We start from the raw sequence: 21,889 nt of genomic DNA, 5'->3' as shown, positions 1-21,889 counted from the left end.
CGGGGCCACACCTTGATCTATCTCAGATCTTTAAATGTGATTATTTTCACGACCAATGATGCAACTACCCCGCCTTGTGCCTTCAAGCTTCTATATCAAAGATCTGAGATTCAGCTTCCTTCTACACCTTTATTGTAGTCCTGTTGATCTCTTGTATCTGTGATAATAATCACAAACTTAACTTTTCCCGTGATTTTTATCACTCTGGTCCTGGTCTCGCATACCTTACCTCAAAACCTTCACAGATCTTCATGATCGGCGTTTCAATACCTATCCTATTCAGAACCGGCCGTAGAATGCATTGCGGTAAACTTCTGCGAGCTCTGTCACCAGCGGCAGCTTCGGATTGCTCGTTGTGCACTGGTCTTCAAAAGCCCGATCCGCCAAATGCTCAACATTTTTCTCGAAATCTTTAGGATCGATGCCAAGCTGCTGGAACGACTCCTCGATACCGAGCTTGCTGTTCAGCTCCCGGATCGCGGCAATCAAACTGTTTACGCCCTCTTCCGTCGTTCTTGCAGGCAGCCCCAGAATCCGTGCGATTTCAGCATATCTCTCATCAGCTACAAAATGGGTGTATTTAGGCCATGCCGCGAATTTCGTTGGCTTCTTGGCGTTGTAACGGATGACGTGAGGCATCAGGATAGCATTAGTGCGTCCGTGTGCCGTGTGATACTGGCCGCCCCACTTATGTGCAAGACTGTGGTTGATGCCCAGGAACGCATTCGCAAAAGCCATGCCGGCAAGCGTCGAAGCATTATGCATTTTCTCGCGGGCGAGCTTGTCACCGGTAAGCGCCGACTGCTCAAGATACTGGAACACCAGCTGTATGGCCTTGATGGCAAGCCCATCCGTATAATCGCTGGCCATCACCGATACGTAGGCTTCAATGGCATGTGTCAGAACGTCCATTCCGGTATCGGCTACCGCCGTTTTAGGCAAGGTGTACACAAATTCCGGATCGATTATCGCCACATCCGGTGTCAGCTCATAGTCAGCCAGCGGGTATTTGGTATTTCCCAGCCCTTTGTCCGTGATGACGGCAAACGAAGTCACTTCCGAGCCCGTTCCCGACGTTGTTGGAATGGCAACGAACTTCGCCTTCCGTCCAAGCTTCGGATATTTATAGACCCGTTTGCGGATATCCATGAATTTTTGCTTCAGATTGTTAAAGTCCGTATCCGGATATTCATAGAACAGCCACATGGCTTTGGCTGCATCCATTGGCGATCCGCCGCCGAGGGCGATGATACAGTCCGGCTGGAACCTGGCAAGCATCTCCGTTCCGCGTTCTACGGTCGTTGTCGAAGGATCCGGCTCGACCTCCGAGAAGACTTCGATGGCTACCGGCACTCTGCGTTGACGCAGATAGTGCTCTACCCGCTCCACATAGCCCAGCTTCACCATCATGGGGTCGGTAACGATAGCGACACGGGTGATTTCCGGCATTTTCGCAAGATACTGCGTGGAACCTTTTTCAAAGTAAATTTTGTCCGGCACTTTAAACCACTGCATATTCACGGTTCTGCGGTTCACCCTTTTCACGTTGATTAGATTGACAGCCGTCACGTTCGACGAAGTGGAATTACGTCCATACGAACCGCAGCCCAGCGTCAGCGATGGCAGGTTCGTGTTGTAGATATCGCCGATGCCGCCTTGCGAAGAAGGCTGGTTCACCAGGATGCGGCAGGTTTTCATCCGATCCGAGAATTTCATGATGATGTCCTCATTGTGCGAGTGTATCACCGACGAGTGACCCATGCCGCCAAAAGCAACCATCTCTTCTGCGCGTCTTATGCCTTCCTCGGCGTCCTTTACTTTATAGCAGGCCAGAACCGGACTCAGCTTCTCGGCGGACAACGGATAAGCCGGACCGACCCCTTCCAGCTCGGCGACCAGGATCTTGGTGCTTTCCGGCACCTCGAAACCGCATGCCTCGGCAATTTTAGCGGCCGGCTTTCCGACGATGGATGGATTGACTGCACATTTCTCCGATACCATCGCATGCGCAGTCAGCTTCGCCAGTTCTTCCTTGTTGACGAAATAACAGCCGCTGGCGATCATTTTTTTCTTCGCTGTATGATATATAGGCTCCTCGATAATGACAGCCTGCTCCGAAGCGCAGATCATGCCGTTATCAAAGGTTTTGGACAAAATCAAGTCGTTCACCGCCTGATCCAGGTCGGCGCTCTTCTCTATAAAGCAGGGCACGTTACCTGGTCCTACGCCGAGGGCCGGCTTGCCGCAGCTGTATGCCGCTTTAACCATCGCCGAACCGCCCGTAGCCAGAATGCAGGCGACGTCAGGATGATTCATGAGCGCATTGGTTTTATCCATGGAAGGAGCTTCGATCCACTGGATGCAATCGGCAGGAGCACCTTGCTTCACGGCGGCATCCCGCAATATCAGCGCAGCTTCCCGGCTGCAGGCCTGAGCGGATGGATGGAATCCGAAAATGATCGGGTTTCTTGTTTTAATGGAGATCAGCGCTTTGAATATCGTCGTGGACGTCGGATTGGTTACCGGGGTTATCCCCATGATAATCCCGATCGGCTCCGCTATTTTTTGAAAGCTGTCATAAGCGTTGTCTTCAATGATACCCACCGTCTTGTCATATTTGATGCTGTTGTGGATATACTCTGTGGCAAACAGGTTCTTGATGATTTTGTCTTCGTACACGCCGCGTCCCGTTTCCTCAACCGCCATCTTCGCCAGCTGCATGTGCTTCTCAAGGCCTGCCATGGCCATCGACTGTACAATCCCGTCGACTTGCTCCTGATTCAATTCCATAAACTTTTCTTTGGCCCGATTTGCCTTGTCAATCAGACCCTGAATGTACTCTGCTGCCGTTTGTCCTTTAACTTCAACCGTTCCTTTGCTCACAGCCATATCTCTCATCCTCCCATGGTTCGTGTTCTTTCTTCTCTACGCCTCGATCGTAACACAGCTGTTTCTAAAATCATGTGAAATATTTCACAATATTAAAATTTATCTTTTCTGTGTGATTTATACCTGTCTTTCCCTCCTTTCAAGTGAAAGAGATCACAAAGTTTGAAAATTCGCCACGATTTCCCTCTTATTCTCCCCCAAAAGTGAATGTTTTCACGTTATAATGTATTTAAAGATTAAACAGATCAAATTTTAGGATGTTAGGGGATACCAACATGAATACTGTAGACCATGTAATGGAAATCGAAAACTTAGGGAACACGCAGTGCTTCTCGGAACAAAACCGCAACCGTCTGCTGGTCACCATGAAGGAAAGGGTACTCCCTGAAGGATCCCATTTGTTCTGGGAAGGTGACTTCGCCGACAAGCTGTACTTCGTTAAACAAGGAAGAATTAAATTAACCAAATCGACGGATGAAGGCAAAGAGCTTATTCTATATATGTACCATCCAGGAGACATGGTCGGTCAAGCCGATCCATTCTTCAGCAACAACCACAGTTTCTCGGCAGAGGTGCTTGAGGACAGTGTTGTCGGAGTCATCGAGCATAAGGATCTGGAGCTGCTGATCTGTCAGCATTGCGACTTTGCCATTGATTTTATGAAGTGGATGGGCATTCACCACCGCATCACCCAGACTAAATTCCGTGATCTTATGATGTACGGAAAGCCCGGTGCTTTAACGTCGACGCTCATCCGTCTGAGCAATACCTACGGGCAGCATCAAGCGGATGATACCATTCTCATCAACAAGAAGATTACCCACACCGATCTATCGAACATGATTGGGGCAACCCGAGAAAGCGTGAACCGGATGCTGAGTGACTTACGCAAAAAAGATGCCATCGAATATGCCGGCGGGATGATTGTCATTAAAGATCTTCCGATGCTGCAGGAAATCTGCCATTGCGAGCTGTGTCCGAACGAAATCTGCCGGATTTAACCGGCCTGCTCCCTTCTGTGCATAATTTACAGCCATCTGCTTACAATAAACCTTGTCTTTCCAAACCAATTAAAGGGAGTGCTCAGCATGCGTGAAGGTTTGATTCCTGCTGTTCTTGGAACTGTGGTTTCTGCTTCGGGTGCCGCTCTGCTTGGCAGCAGGTATAAACTTGCCGCCACCGGTATTCTCGGCTTCGGACTGGCTCATATCGTGCTCGGTGCGATTGACCTCGTGGAACATCGGTAAAACGATTGGGAAGACAAGATTCGCATAGCTGTCCTTTCAGTTCAATGACTGAGGAGGACAGCTTATTTATGCTAGCGCCCTCCTGTTCGCTCCAGCGATGACGTATCTAAAAAGCGGATTCCCCCGCTCTATTAATATACAAAAAAAGAAACCGTTTCTTGGCAAATGGAAGAATGACGGACCATTAACCAAGAACGGTTTCTTTGTTTATTCATCAGGTAAAACTTCATCTGACAATGAACTTGGAGGATGGAATTCCTCCACAACATCTCGTTCGCACGGTGAATGAAGCGGTCGACCGCTTGGGCAACCGAGAATCTTTATGGCTGACTCCCCAAGGCAGCGGATGCCACAGCTATCATTCATCCCGCTCCAAGGTTCGCTACCGCCTACGACAGCCTACTTTTGCTTGCTCCCTTTTCCCGATGAGATAAACCAGTAAGCCATCCCTACAAACAATCCACCGCCAAGGATGTTCCCCAGCGTGACCGGCACCATGTTGCTGATCCATCCGCCGATGGAAATGGTTTCGGGATGCCCTGGTAAAATCGTCGCGAGCGTCAGAAGTGTCATATTGGCTACGCTATGCTCATACCCTGTTGCAATGAAGGCAAACAGACACCACCATATTAAGATCAGCTTTGTCGTTTCTCCCTTGGCCCGAATTCCCATCCACAAGGCCAGACAGACAAGCCAGTTACACAAGATGCCTCTGAAGAACAGCTCCATAAACGGATCATTCATTTTCTTGGCGGCAGCCGTGAAGATGAGATGGTCCGGTGCCAGGCCATTGAACAGGCCGGAAGCATACACCAGATAGCTGAGCAGAATCGCCCCTGCCAGATTGCCGATAAACACGAGCACCCAGTTTTTCAGCGTATCCCCCATCGTCGTTCGACCGGATAAGGTGCTTATCGTAAAAAACATATGATTCCCGGTGAACAGCTCGGATCCGGCGAACACCACCAACGTGAGCGCAATCCCGAATGCAGCTCCCATAACGAGGGATTGGAAAGGTGAACCGGCAGCTGCCAGCGGCGCCCCCAGCTTAAAGATCAATACAATTCCAATGCCGACATACGCGCCCGCCAGCATAGCCGATACCATATAGCGCAGCAGATTGTGATTCATCTGCTCTTTTTTCCCGACGGCGGCATTGACGACGGCTTCCACATCGGTTTTAAACATGGGATACCACCCCTTGATATCGTCTGTTGATTATGCGATTGCTGGCCTTAAACACCCACCTCAACCCTTCCGTCCACGGCGCGAATCGGATATACACGAACCTGACCTTGATCCGGAGCCTGTACGAGCCCGGTTGAAAGCTCGATTTTCCAATCGTATAACGGATCGTAGATGTAGTGCCCGGATACGATGGCTTCTGAGAGCGGCCCTCCTTTGGGATGTGGGCTTTGATTATCCAGCGCAAACCATTGATGATCCGAAGTCCGGAAGACGGCAATCTCCCGGTCTCCAAGTTGGACCACCCTTCCGAGCTGTGACAGAAAATCATTTTCATTCCCTACCGTAATAAATCTTCCGGTTTCCATAACATATAACCTCCACTTCTCTTTTCTATCCTCATCCTTACTGCGAAAAAGCTCTCGATGTTCAGGCGGCAAGAGGGAAGTCTATTCCTCCCTCTTTTATTTGCTGCTGACCGGTCTTGCATCCTCGAATAATGTATTGCGCAGCTTCTCGTCGTTCAGCACTTTCTTCCAAGGATCCTCGACTTGCTGCAGGGCGAGCTCAATTCTCTCCACCAGTTCCTTACGCTGCTTGGGATCATCCAGGATAACCGCTTGGATTTGTTCCAGTCCCAAGCGCTCCACCCACTCCGATGTTCTCTCCAGGTACTTGCCGGTTTCACGGTAATACTGCATCAAGGCTCCGCAGATTTCAATCAGCTCTTCATCCGTTTTCACTTTGCAGAACGAATCAGCAAGACGCGCTTTCGTTCCGCCGTTGCCTCCAACGAATATTTCCCATCCACCGTCATTGCCAACGATCCCGATGTCTTTTGTGCACGACTCGGCACAATTTCGCGGACATCCATTGACCGCCATTTTAAATTTCGCCGGAAAATCCAGTCTTTCGAATTTCTCCTCGAGAAATGCCCCCATGCCCATCGAATCCTGCGTACCGAAACGACAAAATTGGGAACCTACACAGGTCTTCACGGTCCGCAGCGATTTGGCATAAGCATAACCCGACGGCATATCGAGCTCTTCCCAAACACTCGGTAAATCTTCCTTCTTAACACCGATGAGGTCCAGACGCTGTCCGCCGGTAACCTTGACAACCTTCACATTATATTTAAGCGATACATCCGCGATTTTCTTCAAATCCTCCGGTGTGGTAACGCCGCCGTACATTCTTGGGACTACCGTGTACGTGCCGTCTTTCTGAATGTTGGCGTTCATCCGTTCGTTGACAAATCGGGATTCTCTCTCCTCCTGATGGGTTACCGGATTCAGCATCGCCAGATAATAATGAATGGCAGGACGGCATTTCGAGCAGCCCTCCGGGTTGCTGAACTCCAGAACATGCATGACTTCCTTCGTCGTGGTAAGCCCCTTGGCGCGGATTTCGGCGACGATTTCGTCCCGATCGAGGGTTGTGCATGGGCATATGCCTTGTTTGCCTGCCGCCTTAAAGCCATCGCCCAATACGCTCTGGAGTATTTGCTCCACAACAGGTTTACAGCCGCCGCACGAGCGGGTAGCTCCTGTACAAGCTTTGATCTCATCCACTGTCGTAAAACCCTGTAGAGTAATGGCATCCACAATGGCTTTTTTGGTTACGCCGTTGCAGCCGCACACGATTTCATCATCGGGCATCTTCTCCAGTGAAAATGCCTTGCCATTTCCTGTTCCTGCGCTGTCAGTACCCATGATCGAATCGTAAATCTCATCCGTCATGGCTGTCTTTTTCCGAATCATGGATTGAAGGCTTGCCGAATCGCTCACATCTCCGAACAATATCGCCCCAACGATGATATTGTCGCGAATTAATATTTTCTTATAGGTCTTGCGCCAATCATCTTTTGCGGTAATCACCGAGTGCTCGGCTTGCTCCATGAATTCTCCGGCAGAGAATACATCAACCCCGCTGATTTTCAGCTTCGTCGATACAATGCTTCCCTCGTAAGGCTTGCCTTCCACACCGCATAGATGCTTCGCCAATACCTGTCCCTGCTCGAACAATGGTGCAACCAGGCCGTAGCATGCGCCCCGATGCTCACAGCATTCGCCAACCGCATACACATCCGGCCAGGAAGTCTGAAGATAATCATTGACTACGATGCCCCGGTTCACTTCGATTCCGCTCGCTTGGGCGATCGCGGTGTTCGCTCTGATGCCCACTGCCATCACCACCAGGTCGGCTTCAAGCTCATCCCCATCCTTGAACCGGAGTCCCGTAACTCTGGTATCTCCCAATATTTCGGTTGTTTGCCTGCCTAATAAGAAGTTGATACCCTGCTGTTCAAGCTCCCTTTTCAGCATGCCGGATGCCATCGAGTCCAACTGGCTCTCCATTAAATCCTGCATGAGATGAACTACCGTCACCTCCATGCCCAGGCTGACCAATCCCTTGGCCGCTTCCAGTCCCAGAAGTCCCCCGCCAATGACAGCCGCTTTCTTGTATGCGTTAGCGGCTTGAAGCATCTGCGTGCAATCGGCAATGTTTCGAAAACCAATAACGCCTTCTTTGTCACTTCCCGGTACGGGTAAAATAAAGGGCTTCGAGCCCGTAGCTATCATGACTTTGTCATAAGGCACCGTCAATCCGTTGTCGGCTGTCACGACCTTGCGCTCTCCATCAATGGCAGTTACAGTGGCACCCGTGTGCAAAGTGATATGGTTATCCTCGTACCATTTCCAATCATTCAATACAATGTCATCCAAGGTTTTGCTGCCTTCCAGCACATACGACAGCATGATGCGGTTATAATTCGGATGAGGCTCTTGTCCAATGACGGTGATGTCAAAATTCCCCCCCAATTTAATGATTTGCTCGACCGTACTAATCCCGGCAATACCGTTGCCAATGACAACTAACTTTTCTCTCTTTATATTGGACATCGTTTGATTCCTCCCCAACACATTTATCTAGTGATCGTGGTATTCCGTTCCTTTCACATAAATTATATCGTCTGACGTCATTAATTTTTGTGATATATTTCACATAAATCGTTAAAATTTTAAACAAATATACAAAATAACCCTGTCCGCATCGGAACAAGGTTATGATGAAAAATGCTCTCTATATAATATCGGCTTCCATATAGGCTCGTTCGCCGTTAGGAACCTTCAAATAAGGACGAATCCCGGCAAACCCCTTCGCGTCCAAGTTCACCCCGGTCATCCAGTTCCCCTCCAATAAGCCACGATCCGATTGCATAATGACGGCAGGTGCCTGAATATGCTCCTGATACAGAACAATGTCGGCCTGAATGGTCTTAAAGGCCTTTCCTTGTTCCACCAACGGTACGGCGCTGATATACGTAGGCACAAAATAATTCGCGATCACATCCAGCTCTTCCCCGTCAAAAAACGGCTCACTGCCAAGGATGGGATGCAGCATCGCGATTTTCTCATAGAGTGACCAGATGATCATCTGCAGGAATCTTCCCGTTCGTCCTATATTCTGCCCGGTGGACGCATTCAATCTATCGGTTTCATAACCAATGAACTTCCATCCGCCGGGGGCTTTGACCCATTTCTGAAACATGCCTGCAGCATCGGCACTGCTTGGGTAAACGGATTCTGCAGATCCCGGGCTTGTTCCAGACACAGCTAGCCACAGGGAGTCCGGCACATACTGGCTCAGCATCCGCTTGGTTTTCTCAAAAATTTGAAGCACTTTTAATGAAGCGTTTTCAAGTTCTGAGATGTCCTCTTGTCCATAATGGAAACGGGAGATATACGTTCGCTTGGTCATGGGCTCGCCTCCTTGATATGCTGCTGGGTTTTTCACATTATATAGCAGCTGCGTCCGCTTGGTGCATGTCCACCTATTCTTGCCGTAAAGAAACAGGAATCATACTTCCATTTAGAAAAAAAACCCTGAAATGAGGATGTCTCATGCCAGGGTTTAATCATCAAGGGGAGTCTTAAGATGACTCATCTTTCGACCCATTGTTCTGCCCAGGATGCAATTTGCTCCATCACCGGACGCAGTGCTTTGCCTTTTTCAGTCAGTTCATATTCAATACGTACCGGTGTTTCCGGATAGACATGACGAATCAAAATGCCTTCACATTCCAAATCCTTCATCCGCTCAGAGAGCATTTTATCGCTCATGGACGGAATCAAATTCGAAATATCCTTAAAGCGCTTAGGCCCGCTCATCAACGTTTGAATAATCAAACCGTTCCACCGTTTGCCCAGAAAAGAAAATGCAGATTCAAAACGGGGACACATCGTAACATTTGTAACTTCCATATCCCTTCACCTCTTTACGAAGTCACCTTGTTTATAGAAACTCATAAGCTTAATCAAAATCTAGAAAACTTACGAATTGTAAGTATGTTTCATTTTAGCACATTTCCGAGAAACTGAAAACCACCTAGCCCCTTTTTCCCATAAAATCAGCGTTTGTCCCATAATATACGAGCCAAAATATCCAAATCTTCCTCGATCAAAGTGGATAATTTCCTATTATACAGTACGGCCGCTGGATGGAACAGAGGGAATATCTTATAGGTTTCCACTGAAAACATATAGCCCCCACCGGGATTCTCCGGATCTGCTGCTTGCTGGACCGGGCCCTCCATCAGTTTGCCGTGCAGCGATGTCACCGTTTCATGGCTTCCGATTAACCGGTGCAGCGCCGTATTTCCCATGGGTGCGATAATGTGCGGGCGAACCCATCGAATCTCTTCATCAAGCAAAGGTGCATGGGCCAATATTTCCGCCTTCGTCGGTGTCCGATTGGAGCGGCTGATGACACGCTCGCCCGTGGACCTCACGATTAGCTTTTCCTTATAGGGCCTGCTTCTCATGGCACTGGTAATATAGACTTGCTCCCGGGTCAGGTTCAGGCGTTCCAGGTAGGCATTCATCTCTTGTCCGGCCTGCCCTACAAAAGGTAAGCCTTCCAGAACTTCATGGGCGCCGGGGGCTTCCCCAATAAACATAATCTTGGCGAAGCGGACTCCTCTCCCCAGCAGGAAGCCCTCAACGGGTTGATGGACAAGCTTGGCCTGGCATATGGCGATGGTTGCGGGATCTACAGGTGCGCTTTGTACTTCACTCATGTGTACAGCCCCCCTTCTTGTATATCATACAATACCCCATACTTAGGTATATTCTATCCCTAGCCGGCAAAAACATTTCGGTGAACATTCACCGCCAACGATAAAACGAGCCGCTCAAGGATTGCCCCCTGAACGACTCGTTAACTCATTGCTTCTTAAAAAACGCTGCTCGTAGCTTAGACTAAAACGGGAAGCGCACGAACCGGCTGACTGTTGCCGAAGGTTTGCTTACCTGCCGTGGAATAAGCCCAGTTAATCGCATTCGTGATCACTTTCAGCACTTCGGGGTTGTAGTAGGTTGGATAGGTCTCATGCCCCGGACGGAAGTAGAAAATGTTCCCATGACCGCGCTTGAACGTGCAACCGCTGCGGAATACTTCGCCGCCTTCAAAATTGCTGACAAATACCAGCTCATCTGGGGCTGGAATATCAAAGAACTCCCCGTACATTTCCTCGTGCTCAATGATGATCGGCCCCGTAATTCCGGCCGCAATCGGATGCGTCGGATTCACGCTCCAAATAATTTCCTGTTCTCCTGCTTCGCGCCACTTCAAATCGCAGCTTGTGCCCATCAATGCTTTGAACGGCTTGGAAAAATGTCCGGAATGAAGAACAATCAGACCCATCCCATCCTGCACGCGCTTAACGACCTTGCTTACGATTTCGTCACTTACCTGGTCATGAGCCATATGCCCCCACCACAACAGCACATCGGTTGAATCCAGTACATCATCCGTCAATCCATGCTCCGGCTGATCAAGCGTTGCCGTTCTGATAACGAAATCCGGATTTTGCAGACCCTCCGCCAAAGCAGTGTGAATCCCCGCCGGATAAACGCTGCGAACCTCATCATGGATTTTCTCGTGTACGAATTCATTCCAAATGGTTACGTTAAGCATGTTGCTGTTCCCCCTAATTGCTTATTTCGGCTATTCCTCTACGCTGTTAGACCCACCACATTTCTCCGAGCGGCTCTTCGATCAGCACTTGCTGAAGGTTTTGCACCGCTTTGGAGAAGCCTTCTTCTATGGACATCAATCCATCTTCATGTTCAATGCTTACGACATAATCATATCCAACCAGACGAAGGGCACTCATCATATCCGCCCATTCCTTCACATCATGTCCGTAGCCTACGCTGCGGAATTGCCAAGCGCGATCCAGCATGTTGGCATAAGACTGCATATCGGTCAGACCGTGTTTGTTCACGTTGATCGGGTCAATGCTTGTATCCTTCGCATGGAAGTGGTGGATTGCCCCTTCGCGACCCAAAATTTGAATCGCTTGAACAGGATCGATCCCTTGCCACCACATATGGCTCGGATCCAGGTTGGCACCAATCACTTCGCCTGCGGCTTCACGCAAACGGAGCAGCGTGCCTGGCGTATGAACGGAGAAGCCGCCGTGCAATTCCAAACCAATCTTCACATTGCGATCTGCGGCAAATTTACCCCATTCGGTCCAGTAAGGAATGACCTTGTTATCCCACTGCCAAGTCAGAATCTCTTGGTAGTCGTTAGGCCAAGGTGCAACCGGCCAGTTCGGGTATTTAGCATCCTCATGGTCGCCCGGGCAGCCGGAGAATGTATTAACAACAGGTACTTCAAGCTTCTCGGCAAGTTCTACCGTTTTTACGTACGTGTCATGGAACTCTTTCGCTATTGCCTTTTGCGGATGAAGCGGGTTGCCGTGGCAGCTCAGTGCGCTAATGATCAACCCACGGGATTCTACCGCATTTTTGAAGTTTTTCAGCGCGGTTTCATTCTCCAGCAGCTCGGCCGGGTTGCAATGCGCGTTTCCCGGATAACCGCCTGTTCCGATCTCAACCGCTTTAAGTCCCTTGGATGCCACGTAGTCCAATGCATCCTCCAATTTACGTCCGCTCAGCAATACCATAAATACGCCTAATTTCATTGTATACCTCCTGGTTTATCTAAGTATTAGTTGTGATTGTAAGATTTAGTTATCGAAGTAAACCGCTTTTCCGGTCTTCGCCGATTCATAGATCGCTTCCAGAATTTGCGTTACCACAAACGCTTGCTCCGGCTTAACCACAGGGTCCTTATCCTCAATTATAGCCTCCAGCCACATTCTGGCTTCACGGTCCGCATCATTTTCCTTGGAACCGGAATAGAACGCTACGCCGCCGGCATTCAAATCCACTTTGGTTTCATACAATCTGCTCATTTTCTCGCCGTTAATACGCAAACCGTCCTTCATGTCAGCTCCGCCTTCGGTACCCGCCAGCACGGCTTTGGCTTCGCCCGTCTCAACGACGTTAAGGGCCCAGCTGGATTCCAGAATAATCGTTGCGCCGTTCTCCATCGTGATGAACCCGAATGCCGAATCCTCTACCTTGAACTCCTTCGGATCCCAAGGACCGAACGCATTCGCCGCATTCTCGCGTTGACCAAGTTTATGGAACGTGGATCCAAGCACGCTCTTCGGCTTGTAGTTGTCCATCAGCCACAAGGTCAAATCCAGTGCATGGGTACCGATATCGATCAACGGACCTCCGCCTTGCTTCTCTTCGTCAAGGAATACGCCCCAGGTCGGAACGGCACGGCGGCGAACAGCCAGCGCTTTACCGTAGTAGATCTCGCCCAGATCGCCTTCCTCACAGACGCCTTTCAGATACATGCTATCATCCCGGAAACGGTTGTTGTAACCGATGGTAAGTTTTTTCCCTGTACGCTTTGCGGCGTCCAGCATGGCTTTGGCTTCGGAAACGGTCTTCGCCATAGGCTTTTCGCACATCACGTGCTTGCCGGCTTCCAAGGATGCAACCGTAATCTCGGAGTGCGAATCGTTCGGCGTACATACATGGATAACATCGATGCTGCCGTCTTGCAGCAATTCTCTGAAATCCGTGTAAACTTTTGCGCCTTCAACCCCGTATTCGGCAGCCGCCTTCTGCGCACGCTCTTCTACGATGTCGCAAAAAGCGACCAATTCGGCCTGTGCCTGCTTCTTCAAGCTCGGCATATGCTTGCCGTTGGCGATTCCCCCGCAACCGATAATTCCGATCTTCAACGATTTCGACATGTCCATTTCCTCCCCATAGGCATTTGATCATTTTGGATGCTCTCCAAATATTAGTGCAACGCTTTCATGCGGACCATTTCCAAGAACTCACAATCCTGTCAGATCCGTCAGAAGCTGGTTTGCATGTCGTTCATAACCAGTGTACAAGAATATGAACCGGGCTGCCAGTTCGCTATTCCGGCATGTCTGCCTGCTGCGGCGCCGGAAGTTTGCCATAGCGGTATGTGCTTTGCAGAACGATATGTCGGCCCTCCAGCGAAGACTGCTGGAACGACTGCATAATCTCCAGCACGTGGTAAGCCAGACGGGCACTCACGCGATGGTCCTTCTGCTCATGAATCGATTGAATCATATCGTTGATGCCCAAGCCCCGCTCGTTCGTCCCGCATTCAAACGCAGGGTCAAGCAGCTCCCATTCCTCGGAGCCGTGCTTCCGGAGCTTCACTTCGCCGTTAAAGTAGTTCGGATCCCCGAGGCTTAAGCTCCCTTGCGTGCCATAGATCTCGATCCAAGGCAGGTTCGATCCGCCAAAGATATCAAAACTTGTGATCATGGTTGCAATGGCACCGTTCTCAAAATCCAGCGTCCCTGCTAAATGCGTTGGGGTCTGCACCGTGATCGGTTTTCCTTGGAGCGGGCCGGAGCCGATTACGCGGTCCGGAATCTGGATGCCTGTGGATGCGCTGATCCGGCTTGCAGGACCAAGCAGCTCTACCAGGGCCGATACATAATAAGGACCCATATCCATCATTGGACCTCCGCCCGACGCGTAAAAAAATTCAGGATTAGGGTGCCATGCTTCCGGTCCAGAACCCATCATGAACGCCGTTGCGGCAACAGGTCTGCCAATAAGACCGGATTCAATCGCGGCTTTGGCCGTCTGTACGCCGGAGCCCAAAAACGTATCGGGTGCGCAGCCGACGCGAAGTCCTTTTTGATCTGCCATATTTAGCACGCGGCGAGCTTCATCAAGGGTAATAGCCAGCGGCTTTTCACTGTAAACATGCTTCCCTGCCTCCAGGGAGGCGATATCCACATTGGCGTGGCTGGCCGGAATGGTCAGATTAATAATAAACTCAATGTCAGTCTGTGCAAGCATCTCTTCAACCGTGTACACGTTCGGGATGTTGAACTCTTCAGCCTTCTTCTTCGCGTTGTCCGGAATAAGGTCAGCACATGCCACGACTTCAACCCAAGGGCTGTTCTTTAAGTTCGTGAAGTATACGCCGCTGATCGTTCCGCAGCCAATTATACCTGCTTTCATTTTTTTCATCGCTGTCACTCCTTGAGCCTTAAAATGTGCTCGGACTAGTACCATGGTATTCTTTTATGCTTTCGTTTAAAATGAAGAATATGATTAAAACATGAACAATCTGGTCATTATTTTCTTATTCTTCAAAGGGGACTTTAGCAATGGATTCAAATCTTTCCAACCAAGTCGTAGCAGCGGATTTCTCATTTCATCGTAAACCTTTCAAGATGTCCCTGGCTGACGGTTTCGACACCTACTTGATGCGATGGCAGACCGATGGCAAGTGCCGCGCGAAAATTGATGACGAGCTGTCACTCGTGGAGGCAGGGGATCTGTTGATCTTCACGCCAGGACAACCCTATGAACTCCGAATAGATGACGAATATAACGCTTTGGGTGAATTAACCATCGAAAGCGGAGATTACCATATTTTTTTCAAGGGTCCCTGGGCTGACGCGTGGTGGAATTCCAAGAAACGCCCAACCAAAATTCGGGTCCCACTGGAAGAGCGTTACCTGAGTCTGTTTCGGCAAATTCTGCTGGAGCAGCGCCGCGTATCGGATCCTTATCCGGAGATTTCGGATTACACGGTACGGATTCTATGCCTCGAAGTGGATCGCCTGTTATCGGAGCAGCCATCGACCACGCCCAAGACGTATCTAGCCTACCGCATGAAAAATTACATTGAAGAGAATGCCTCCTCGATGTTCAAGCTGGAGGATGTCGCCGCCCATGTCGGCATCAGTGTTTCCCGGGCAGTCCATCTGTTCAAAGAAGCTTTTGGCACCACCATCATGCAATACACCATGGACGTTCGCCTGAGCATGGCCAAGGAACGGATTGTGTTCAGCCCTCTCTCGCTGGAGGATGTCGCCGAAACTTCCGGCTTTGCCAACTATACTTATTTTCACCGCGTTTTCCGCTCCCGATTCGGCGTTTCGCCTAAACAATTCCGCATGGCCAGCCGAACGTCAAATTGATCGGACCATTTGCGCAGTAAAAAAGCGGGTCGACCAAGGTTTTTCCTTGATCGACCCGCTTCTCTCTTGAATCACATGTAAGATATTCCATGATTCCATATTACTTCTTATCCGAGCCTAGCGTGGCCGCTGCCTCGGCTACAACGATAGCCAAGTCTTCATTTCCGAATAACGACAGGACACCAAGCAGGGTCTGATCCGGTATTTCACCAGCTTCTTCCTTGGGCACCGTTAGTTCCAGCACCCGCGCCAGCCGCTCATTGTCCGGCTGATTCGGATATGCCTTACGGTACAGTTCCACTGGGTCCAGTCCGTGATTCACACACCACTGGGCAAACACGAGGATCATCATATCCTCGTCCTGGCGGTACGACTCCGCAATCCGTTCTTCTACGGATTTTTCCGTAAATTCCATGTGTTACCCCTCCTCATGCGAAAAGGGCTTCGGAGCTCTCTTCGTTCATGAAGACATTATACCGTTTACTTGCGCTCAGACAAAGTCTAACCTAGTCGACCATCTTGACCTGTACCGGATTGCTCTTCGCTTTTTGGTCATTCTTTTTCTTCATCCAAGTTCCAAGACTGATGATAATGGCAATAACGAGAATTTCAAAACCGTACTTCAGAACGCCATTGGCGAACCAGCTGTGAATCATCGGCTCTTCCACAATCATCTTCGATGCGGTCCAGGCTAATACCGCAGCACCGATGGTGATGATAATTGGAAAGCGATCCGTCAACTTCAGGATAATGGTACTGCCCCACACCATAATTGGTACCGAAATCGCAAGTCCGATAATAACCAGCATGAAGCTTTCACCAGCAGCGCCAGCTACAGCAAGCACGTTATCCAGTCCCATCATCGCATCCGCGATAATAATCGTACGGATTGCCGCCCACATTTGGTTGCCAGCGGAAATTTCATGCTGCTTCTCATCCACCATCAGCTTGTAGGCAATCCACAACAGTGCAAAGCCACCGATCAAGCGCAAGCCAGGGATCATTAAGAGCTGTACAACGAGGAGGGTGGCCACGATACGAATGACAATCGCACCGACGGTCCCCCACAGGATGACCTTCTTCTGGTCCTCCTTCTGGACATTACGAGCGGCAAGCCCGATAACAATCGCGTTATCGCCTGCCAACACAAGGTCAATAAGGACAATCGATAGCAGTGCCATCCAAAAATCCATCGACATCAAATCCATGCATCTCCCATCCTTTCTTCATTTTCTTTAGGTTTCTACCTACCGATGTCCTCCATCCAAAAAAAACGCTGTTCCCTTAGTTTATAAGGTCTACAGCGTTTTTTGGGCGCAAAAATAGACCTCCACCTCATTCATAAATAAATCAGGCAAAGGTCTCGCTAAACAACATACTCGTTGCCAATAAAGCCGGGGATGGTTAATCCCGTAATGACGACTTTACTTACGATATAGAATTTATAAGTGATCAGCGGAACCCATGAAATTCTATATCGCAAGAAAACCTACCTTGAATCGCGGTCACTCATCCATGAAAAGGCCACGATATAGGTTTTCTTATGAAGCTACTCCCCTTTGGGAACTATTCGGTTGGACATATTATAACATATGAAAAATCGCTTGTATATTCAATTTTTCCCACCCGAAATCGAATGCTCAGCTGTCCGAAAGATGGGCAGCATTGCTGTTTTTTTGCTATTATGGTGCTATTCTGGTTGACTTTCGCAAAGTGAGGATTCTTTATGAAGAGATGGATCATACCCGCAATTTATACAACAGCATTGACGCTGGCTTTTGCATACAGACAAGAAATCATGGACTGGCTTGGAGGAAATCCCCCACTCTACCTGATGATCGTGCTGGCAACCCTGCTTGCCTTATTTCCCATTGCCCCCTACAAAGTCATCATCGCTATTCTCGGCTATGCATATGGCACCGTTTGGGCTGCAGCCATTTCGTGGTTTGGAACAACGATAGCCGCCGTCATCCTGTATGCGGCTGTACGCGCCTTATACCAGGAGCCCGGCAGGCGACTGCTCGGCAAATACGCGGCTATCCATAGGTTCACAGCCGTGGTGGAACGGCGCCCCTTTCAGTCGATCCTGCTTGCGCGCTTACTGCCCATCATACCGCAAATGGCCGTCAATATTTATGCAGGCGTCGCCTCCATTCCATTCTGGACGTACACAACCGCTTCAGCCATCGGTAAAATCCCCGCAATTCTCCTGTATGCCTGGCTGGGCAGCGGATTTGCCGATCATCCGCTTCTCTTTGCAGGAATCGCTGGCGGACTCATGCTGGTTACCGCTCTGTGCCTGGCCGCTATCCGGTGGTATAAAGGGAGACCAGCTTAAATGAGCATCATTTTGGTTTCTTTGACCAAAATGATTATAATATAGAGTAAGACTTACATTTAAATTGTTATAACGATGGAGGGATAATAGATGAATAATCGTTCAACCCCAAGTGAATTGGCTACCTTTGCGGGAGGCTGCTTCTGGTGTATGGTCTCTCCTTTTGATGAGCTGCCGGGTATTCTGAAGGTCGTTTCCGGCTATACGGGCGGTCATAAGGAAAATCCCACCTATGAAGAGGTATGCTCTGATACAACGGGTCATTACGAGGCCGTTCAAATCACGTATAACCCGGAAGTGTTCCCTTACGAAAAGCTGCTTGAGCTCTTCTGGCAGCAAATCGATCCAACGGATGAGGGCGGACAATTCCATGACCGGGGTACATCTTACCGAACCGCTATTTTTTACCATACGGACGAGCAGCGCGAGCTTGCTGAACAATCCAAGCAAGCAGTAGCTGCCAGCGGACGATTCGACGGACCGATCGTAACGCCCATCATTCCGGCCAGCACTTTCTATGAAGCTGAAGAATATCATCAGGATTATCACAAGAAAAATCCGAGCCATTACAAACGCTACCGCAAAGGTTCAGGACGCGAGGATTTCATTGAGCAGCATTGGTCGGAGCCGATGGATCCAGCCGAGCTTAAACAGCGCCTGACTCCGATCCAATATGAAGTGACCCAGAATAACGCAACCGAGCCTCCGTTCCACAATCAGTTCTGGGATCATCACGGGGAAGGCATTTACGTGGACATCGTATCCGGCGAGCCGCTTTTCAGCTCAACGGACAAATATGATGCCGGCTGCGGATGGCCGAGCTTCACCCGTCCGATACGCGAATACAACATCAAGGAAAAAATGGATCTCACCCATATGATGGTCCGCACCGAGGTAAGGAGCAAAAAAGGCGACTCGCACCTCGGCCATGTATTTGACGACGGTCCTGGGCCGAACGGCCTTCGATACTGCATCAATTCCGCCGCACTGCGGTTTGTACCGAAAGAAGAGATGCAAAAGGAAGGCTACGGCGAGTATTTGCAGCTGTTTGAATAAATCGAAGTTTCCAAGTACATTGTCCTCCGGGGGACAATGTACTTTTTTTGTGCCATTGAAACCGTTTATTCAATTTGGTTGCACGGGGTAATATACTTTACATACGAATAACAGATGAAGTGGAGGGATCGTTACATGCCTTGGAGTAAACATGATTATCCGCCATCCATGAAAAATCTGGAGCCGCGGGTGAGGAATAAAGCCGTGGAAATTGCCAATGCCCTGCTTGAGGAAGATTACGATGAAGGACGCGCCATCGCCATTGCCACCGCCAAGGCTCAGGAATGGGATGAAAATCATCCCAAGGACGAGAAGTGAATCCAACATAAGAATACGAAAGAAGCATACGAAAGAAGCTCACCCTGCATGCGGGTGAGCTTCTCTTAGTTGGACCGGATTATGATCGGCCGCTAACGGTATGCTGCGCTGTCTTCGGAGTAACCGGAGTGCTTGGGGCACGGACCGCTTTCCGAATCGGTTTCTTTTCCGTTTTCTCGGTACCGTACGTCACTGTGATGGTGATCACTTGCCCGGCAATCGATACGGCTAATATAGTATATAAGGTTTCAACCAATGGCATGTAGAATAGCGATAATAGCAGTACTACGGCATCCATCAGGAAAAATACCGTCCCTACCTTAAGCCCGCTCCACTCGCTGAACAGCACGGAGATCACGTCGTCACCGCCTGTCGCCCCGCCGAAACGGAGCACGATGCCTGCACCAAAGCCCGTCAATAAACCGGACAGCAGCGCGGCTGCCAGCAAGTTATGATTCAGATCGATAACAAGCGTGGAATACCGCTCGATCAATGCGTAGAACAAGGTGAACATGCTCGCCGCAACAACGGTATTGATAATAAACTTCCGACCTTTGATAAACAAGGCAATCAGCAGAACCGGAATGTCCATGAGGATCATGCTTAATGCAGGCGGAATATCAAGCGCATATTTGCCAAGCAGCGCAAGGCCGACAAAGCCGCCTTCGGTTAAATGATTGTGAAAATTAATGTGATAATACGTAAAAGCCATTAAAAACGTTCCGAACAACATCGCCGACATGGTGATAATTGTGTTTTGTCTTTTCCTCATACAGGATCCCTCTTGTCGTAGTAGATTGGTCAGACATAGGCCAATCTCTACCTAGAGGCAACCTGGAGGAGTTCATCCTTCGAACCATAGTTCCCATCCTTTCGCAGAGACCGTCCTTGTCTTCAGACGTCCGACTTCGCTCTACGAAGGAAGCTATGTGTATGAGAGATCATAACGTTTCCAAATCGTCCTTTGGGGATTCGTCCTTCGGGGACACATGGTATCCTGATCCTTTCTCGTTTTAGTTAGACTGCTTACCTTATTATAACACAGTTGGCACGCGAGCTAAACAGCTGGCTAGAATGAACTGGAATCTATATATGGAATATGTAAAAAAACTCGCTTTAAGAACTCCCCTCCATAAACTTTCCACCATTAATACGTTGTTCACATATTCGCTAAATCCGATGTGACCAAAATCACAATTGCCCTTTCTTCCCTTGTCTATACTTAAATCGAACACGAATTCGACTTATGAATCAGGGGGAGTCTGCATGTTAAGCCAGCATACGATTGAAGTCGTTAAATCCACCGTTCCTGTTCTTGAAACGCATGGAACGGCAATCACGACTGCATTTTACCAAAAATTGTTTCATCATCATCCGGAGCTTCTTAACATATTCAACCATGCGAATCAACGAGAAGGAAAACAGCCCTTTGCTCTTGCCAATGCCGTGTACGCCGCAGCAGCCCATATCGATCGTCTTGAAGCGATCGTCCCGGTTGTTAAGCAGATCGGACACAAGCACCGGGCGTTAAACATTTTGCCCGAGCACTATCCGATCGTTGGCGAAACGCTGCTCGCCGCCATGAAGGAGGTGCTAGGTGACGCCGCATCGCCCGAAATTATCGAGGCCTGGGGCGAAGCTTACGGCGCCATTGCCGATGTCTTCATTGGCATTGAAGCCGATATGTACCATAAAGCCGCGAACGAAGCCGGCGGCTGGAGCGGATACCGCAATTTCGTAATTGACCGGAAGGTGGAAGAAAGCTCAGTCATCACTTCCTTTTATTTGGTCCCGCAGGACGGCGGCGAGATTGCCGATTATCAACCCGGTCAATACATCACGCTCCGGGTAAAACCTGAAGGTGAAACCTATTATCATAATCGTCATTATAGTCTCTCGTCCGCACCGGGCCAGCCTTACTACAGAATCACGGTCAAGCGTGAGGATGAACTGGAAGGAAAGCCTGCCGGCATCGTCTCCACTTGGCTGCACCGTCATGCCGAGGTCGGGACCGTTCTCGAGGTCACTCCTCCGGCCGGTTCCTTTACGCTGGATACGGACACCGATCTTCCGCTTGTCTTGATCAGCGGCGGCGTGGGTTTGACCCCGATGGTGGCCATGCTCGAAACCGTGCTGCTGAGTCAGCCCGACCGGAAAGTAACGTTTATTCATGCGGCCAAGTGCGGCAGCCAGCATGCGATGAAGGCTCATATCGATGCGCTCGCCTCCAAGCATCCGCAGCTAACCTCTTATGTCATTTATGAACAACCGGAATCGGAGGATCAGTGCCACCAAGCTGGCTATATTGATCTTGAATTCCTTCGTAAAACCGTCGATGCGAAAGCCGACTTCTACTTCTGCGGCCCTGTTCCGTTCATGCGTGCCATGAACAGTCAATTGAAATCGATGGAGGTACCTTCAGACCGGATTCATTATGAATTCTTCGGCCCGGCGGGTACATTGGAAGATTAATGAACCGTATTACAAAATCAAAGGGTG

The 21,889-nt window shown here is 49.6% G+C and carries 21 protein-coding genes; 7 read left to right on the top strand and 14 right to left on the bottom strand.

The window, feature by feature from the left end; all coding sequences use genetic code 11:
* Window positions 1–279: 279 nt before the first annotated feature.
* Window positions 280–2,889 (bottom strand): bifunctional acetaldehyde-CoA/alcohol dehydrogenase, encoded by a 2,610-nt coding sequence (adhE, locus tag PAEVO_RS02960; RefSeq protein WP_100536209.1) that lies wholly within the window; start codon window positions 2,887–2,889, stop codon window positions 280–282.
* A 275-nt stretch (window positions 2,890–3,164) separates the two neighbouring features.
* Here adhE and PAEVO_RS02955 point away from each other — a divergent pair, with 275 nt between their 5' ends.
* Window positions 3,165–3,890, top strand: coding sequence for a Crp/Fnr family transcriptional regulator (locus tag PAEVO_RS02955; protein WP_100536208.1), 726 nt, complete (start codon window positions 3,165–3,167; stop codon window positions 3,888–3,890).
* Between the two features lie 87 nt (window positions 3,891–3,977).
* A complete protein-coding gene (locus PAEVO_RS02950) occupies window positions 3,978–4,136 on the top strand; it encodes an asparagine synthase (RefSeq protein ID WP_100536207.1) in 159 nt (52 codons plus the stop codon).
* Between the two features lie 399 nt (window positions 4,137–4,535).
* Here PAEVO_RS02950 and PAEVO_RS02945 read toward each other — a convergent pair whose 3' ends face one another.
* From PAEVO_RS02945 to PAEVO_RS02900, 10 genes are all read right to left on the bottom strand, one after another.
* Complete coding sequence (locus tag PAEVO_RS02945; RefSeq protein ID WP_100536206.1) at window positions 4,536–5,324, bottom strand: formate/nitrite transporter family protein; 789 nt, start codon at window positions 5,322–5,324, stop codon at window positions 4,536–4,538.
* A gap of 47 nt (window positions 5,325–5,371) precedes the next feature.
* Complete coding sequence (gene nirD / locus PAEVO_RS02940) at window positions 5,372–5,689, bottom strand: nitrite reductase small subunit NirD (protein ID WP_100536205.1); 318 nt, start codon at window positions 5,687–5,689, stop codon at window positions 5,372–5,374.
* Window positions 5,690–5,785: 96 nt separating this feature from the next.
* Window positions 5,786–8,224: a nitrite reductase large subunit NirB gene (gene nirB / locus PAEVO_RS02935; protein ID WP_100536204.1), complete on the bottom strand. Its 2,439-nt coding sequence runs from the start codon at window positions 8,222–8,224 to the stop codon at window positions 5,786–5,788.
* A 181-nt stretch (window positions 8,225–8,405) separates the two neighbouring features.
* The gene (locus PAEVO_RS02930) at window positions 8,406–9,083 is read right to left on the bottom strand and encodes a hypothetical protein (RefSeq protein WP_100536203.1); all 678 of its coding nucleotides are present in this window, start codon (window positions 9,081–9,083) and stop codon (window positions 8,406–8,408) included.
* Window positions 9,084–9,265: 182 nt separating this feature from the next.
* Window positions 9,266–9,586: a winged helix-turn-helix transcriptional regulator gene (locus tag PAEVO_RS02925; RefSeq protein ID WP_071223811.1), complete on the bottom strand. Its 321-nt coding sequence runs from the start codon at window positions 9,584–9,586 to the stop codon at window positions 9,266–9,268.
* A 146-nt stretch (window positions 9,587–9,732) separates the two neighbouring features.
* On the bottom strand, window positions 9,733–10,401 hold the full coding sequence (locus tag PAEVO_RS02920) for a uracil-DNA glycosylase (protein WP_100536202.1): 669 nt from the start codon (window positions 10,399–10,401) through the stop codon (window positions 9,733–9,735).
* Window positions 10,402–10,577: 176 nt separating this feature from the next.
* A complete protein-coding gene (locus PAEVO_RS02915) occupies window positions 10,578–11,300 on the bottom strand; it encodes a ThuA domain-containing protein (protein ID WP_100536201.1) in 723 nt (240 codons plus the stop codon).
* 46 nt (window positions 11,301–11,346) lie between these two features.
* Entirely contained in the window at window positions 11,347–12,315 is a 969-nt protein-coding gene (locus PAEVO_RS02910; protein WP_100536200.1) for a sugar phosphate isomerase/epimerase family protein, read from the bottom strand.
* Between the two features lie 45 nt (window positions 12,316–12,360).
* Entirely contained in the window at window positions 12,361–13,446 is a 1,086-nt protein-coding gene (locus PAEVO_RS02905; RefSeq protein ID WP_100536199.1) for a Gfo/Idh/MocA family protein, read from the bottom strand.
* Between the two features lie 172 nt (window positions 13,447–13,618).
* Window positions 13,619–14,719: a Gfo/Idh/MocA family protein gene (locus tag PAEVO_RS02900; protein ID WP_100536198.1), complete on the bottom strand. Its 1,101-nt coding sequence runs from the start codon at window positions 14,717–14,719 to the stop codon at window positions 13,619–13,621.
* A gap of 140 nt (window positions 14,720–14,859) precedes the next feature.
* Between PAEVO_RS02900 and PAEVO_RS02895 the strand changes: the two genes are divergently transcribed.
* Window positions 14,860–15,678 (top strand): AraC family transcriptional regulator, encoded by an 819-nt coding sequence (locus tag PAEVO_RS02895; protein ID WP_100536197.1) that lies wholly within the window; start codon window positions 14,860–14,862, stop codon window positions 15,676–15,678.
* 100 nt (window positions 15,679–15,778) lie between these two features.
* Here PAEVO_RS02895 and PAEVO_RS02890 read toward each other — a convergent pair whose 3' ends face one another.
* Together PAEVO_RS02890 and PAEVO_RS02885 are read right to left on the bottom strand one after the other, a co-directional pair.
* The gene (locus PAEVO_RS02890) at window positions 15,779–16,093 is read right to left on the bottom strand and encodes a hypothetical protein (RefSeq protein WP_100536196.1); all 315 of its coding nucleotides are present in this window, start codon (window positions 16,091–16,093) and stop codon (window positions 15,779–15,781) included.
* 91 nt (window positions 16,094–16,184) lie between these two features.
* A complete protein-coding gene (locus PAEVO_RS02885) occupies window positions 16,185–16,886 on the bottom strand; it encodes a TerC family protein (RefSeq protein ID WP_100536195.1) in 702 nt (233 codons plus the stop codon).
* A gap of 518 nt (window positions 16,887–17,404) precedes the next feature.
* Here PAEVO_RS02885 and PAEVO_RS02880 point away from each other — a divergent pair.
* From PAEVO_RS02880 to PAEVO_RS02870, 3 genes are all read left to right on the top strand, one after another.
* Entirely contained in the window at window positions 17,405–18,016 is a 612-nt protein-coding gene (locus PAEVO_RS02880; protein WP_100536194.1) for a TVP38/TMEM64 family protein, read from the top strand.
* A gap of 90 nt (window positions 18,017–18,106) precedes the next feature.
* Window positions 18,107–19,072: a peptide-methionine (S)-S-oxide reductase MsrA gene (msrA, locus tag PAEVO_RS02875; protein WP_100536193.1), complete on the top strand. Its 966-nt coding sequence runs from the start codon at window positions 18,107–18,109 to the stop codon at window positions 19,070–19,072.
* A gap of 135 nt (window positions 19,073–19,207) precedes the next feature.
* Complete coding sequence (locus PAEVO_RS02870; RefSeq protein WP_071223800.1) at window positions 19,208–19,390, top strand: DUF2188 domain-containing protein; 183 nt, start codon at window positions 19,208–19,210, stop codon at window positions 19,388–19,390.
* 79 nt (window positions 19,391–19,469) lie between these two features.
* Here PAEVO_RS02870 and PAEVO_RS02865 read toward each other — a convergent pair whose 3' ends face one another.
* Entirely contained in the window at window positions 19,470–20,162 is a 693-nt protein-coding gene (locus PAEVO_RS02865; RefSeq protein ID WP_100536192.1) for a YitT family protein, read from the bottom strand.
* 494 nt (window positions 20,163–20,656) lie between these two features.
* On the opposite strand from PAEVO_RS02865, the gene hmpA reads away from it, so the two are divergent.
* Window positions 20,657–21,862, top strand: coding sequence for an NO-inducible flavohemoprotein (gene hmpA, locus PAEVO_RS02860; protein WP_100536191.1), 1,206 nt, complete (start codon window positions 20,657–20,659; stop codon window positions 21,860–21,862).
* The last annotated feature ends 27 nt before the right edge of the window (window positions 21,863–21,889 follow it).

The organism is Paenibacillus sp. GM2FR (assembly GCF_002803325.1).
In the GTDB taxonomy this organism is placed as follows: Bacteria; Bacillota; Bacilli; order Paenibacillales; family Paenibacillaceae; genus Paenibacillus_AQ; species Paenibacillus_AQ lautus.
This window is presented reverse-complemented; position numbering and strand designations above follow the sequence as displayed.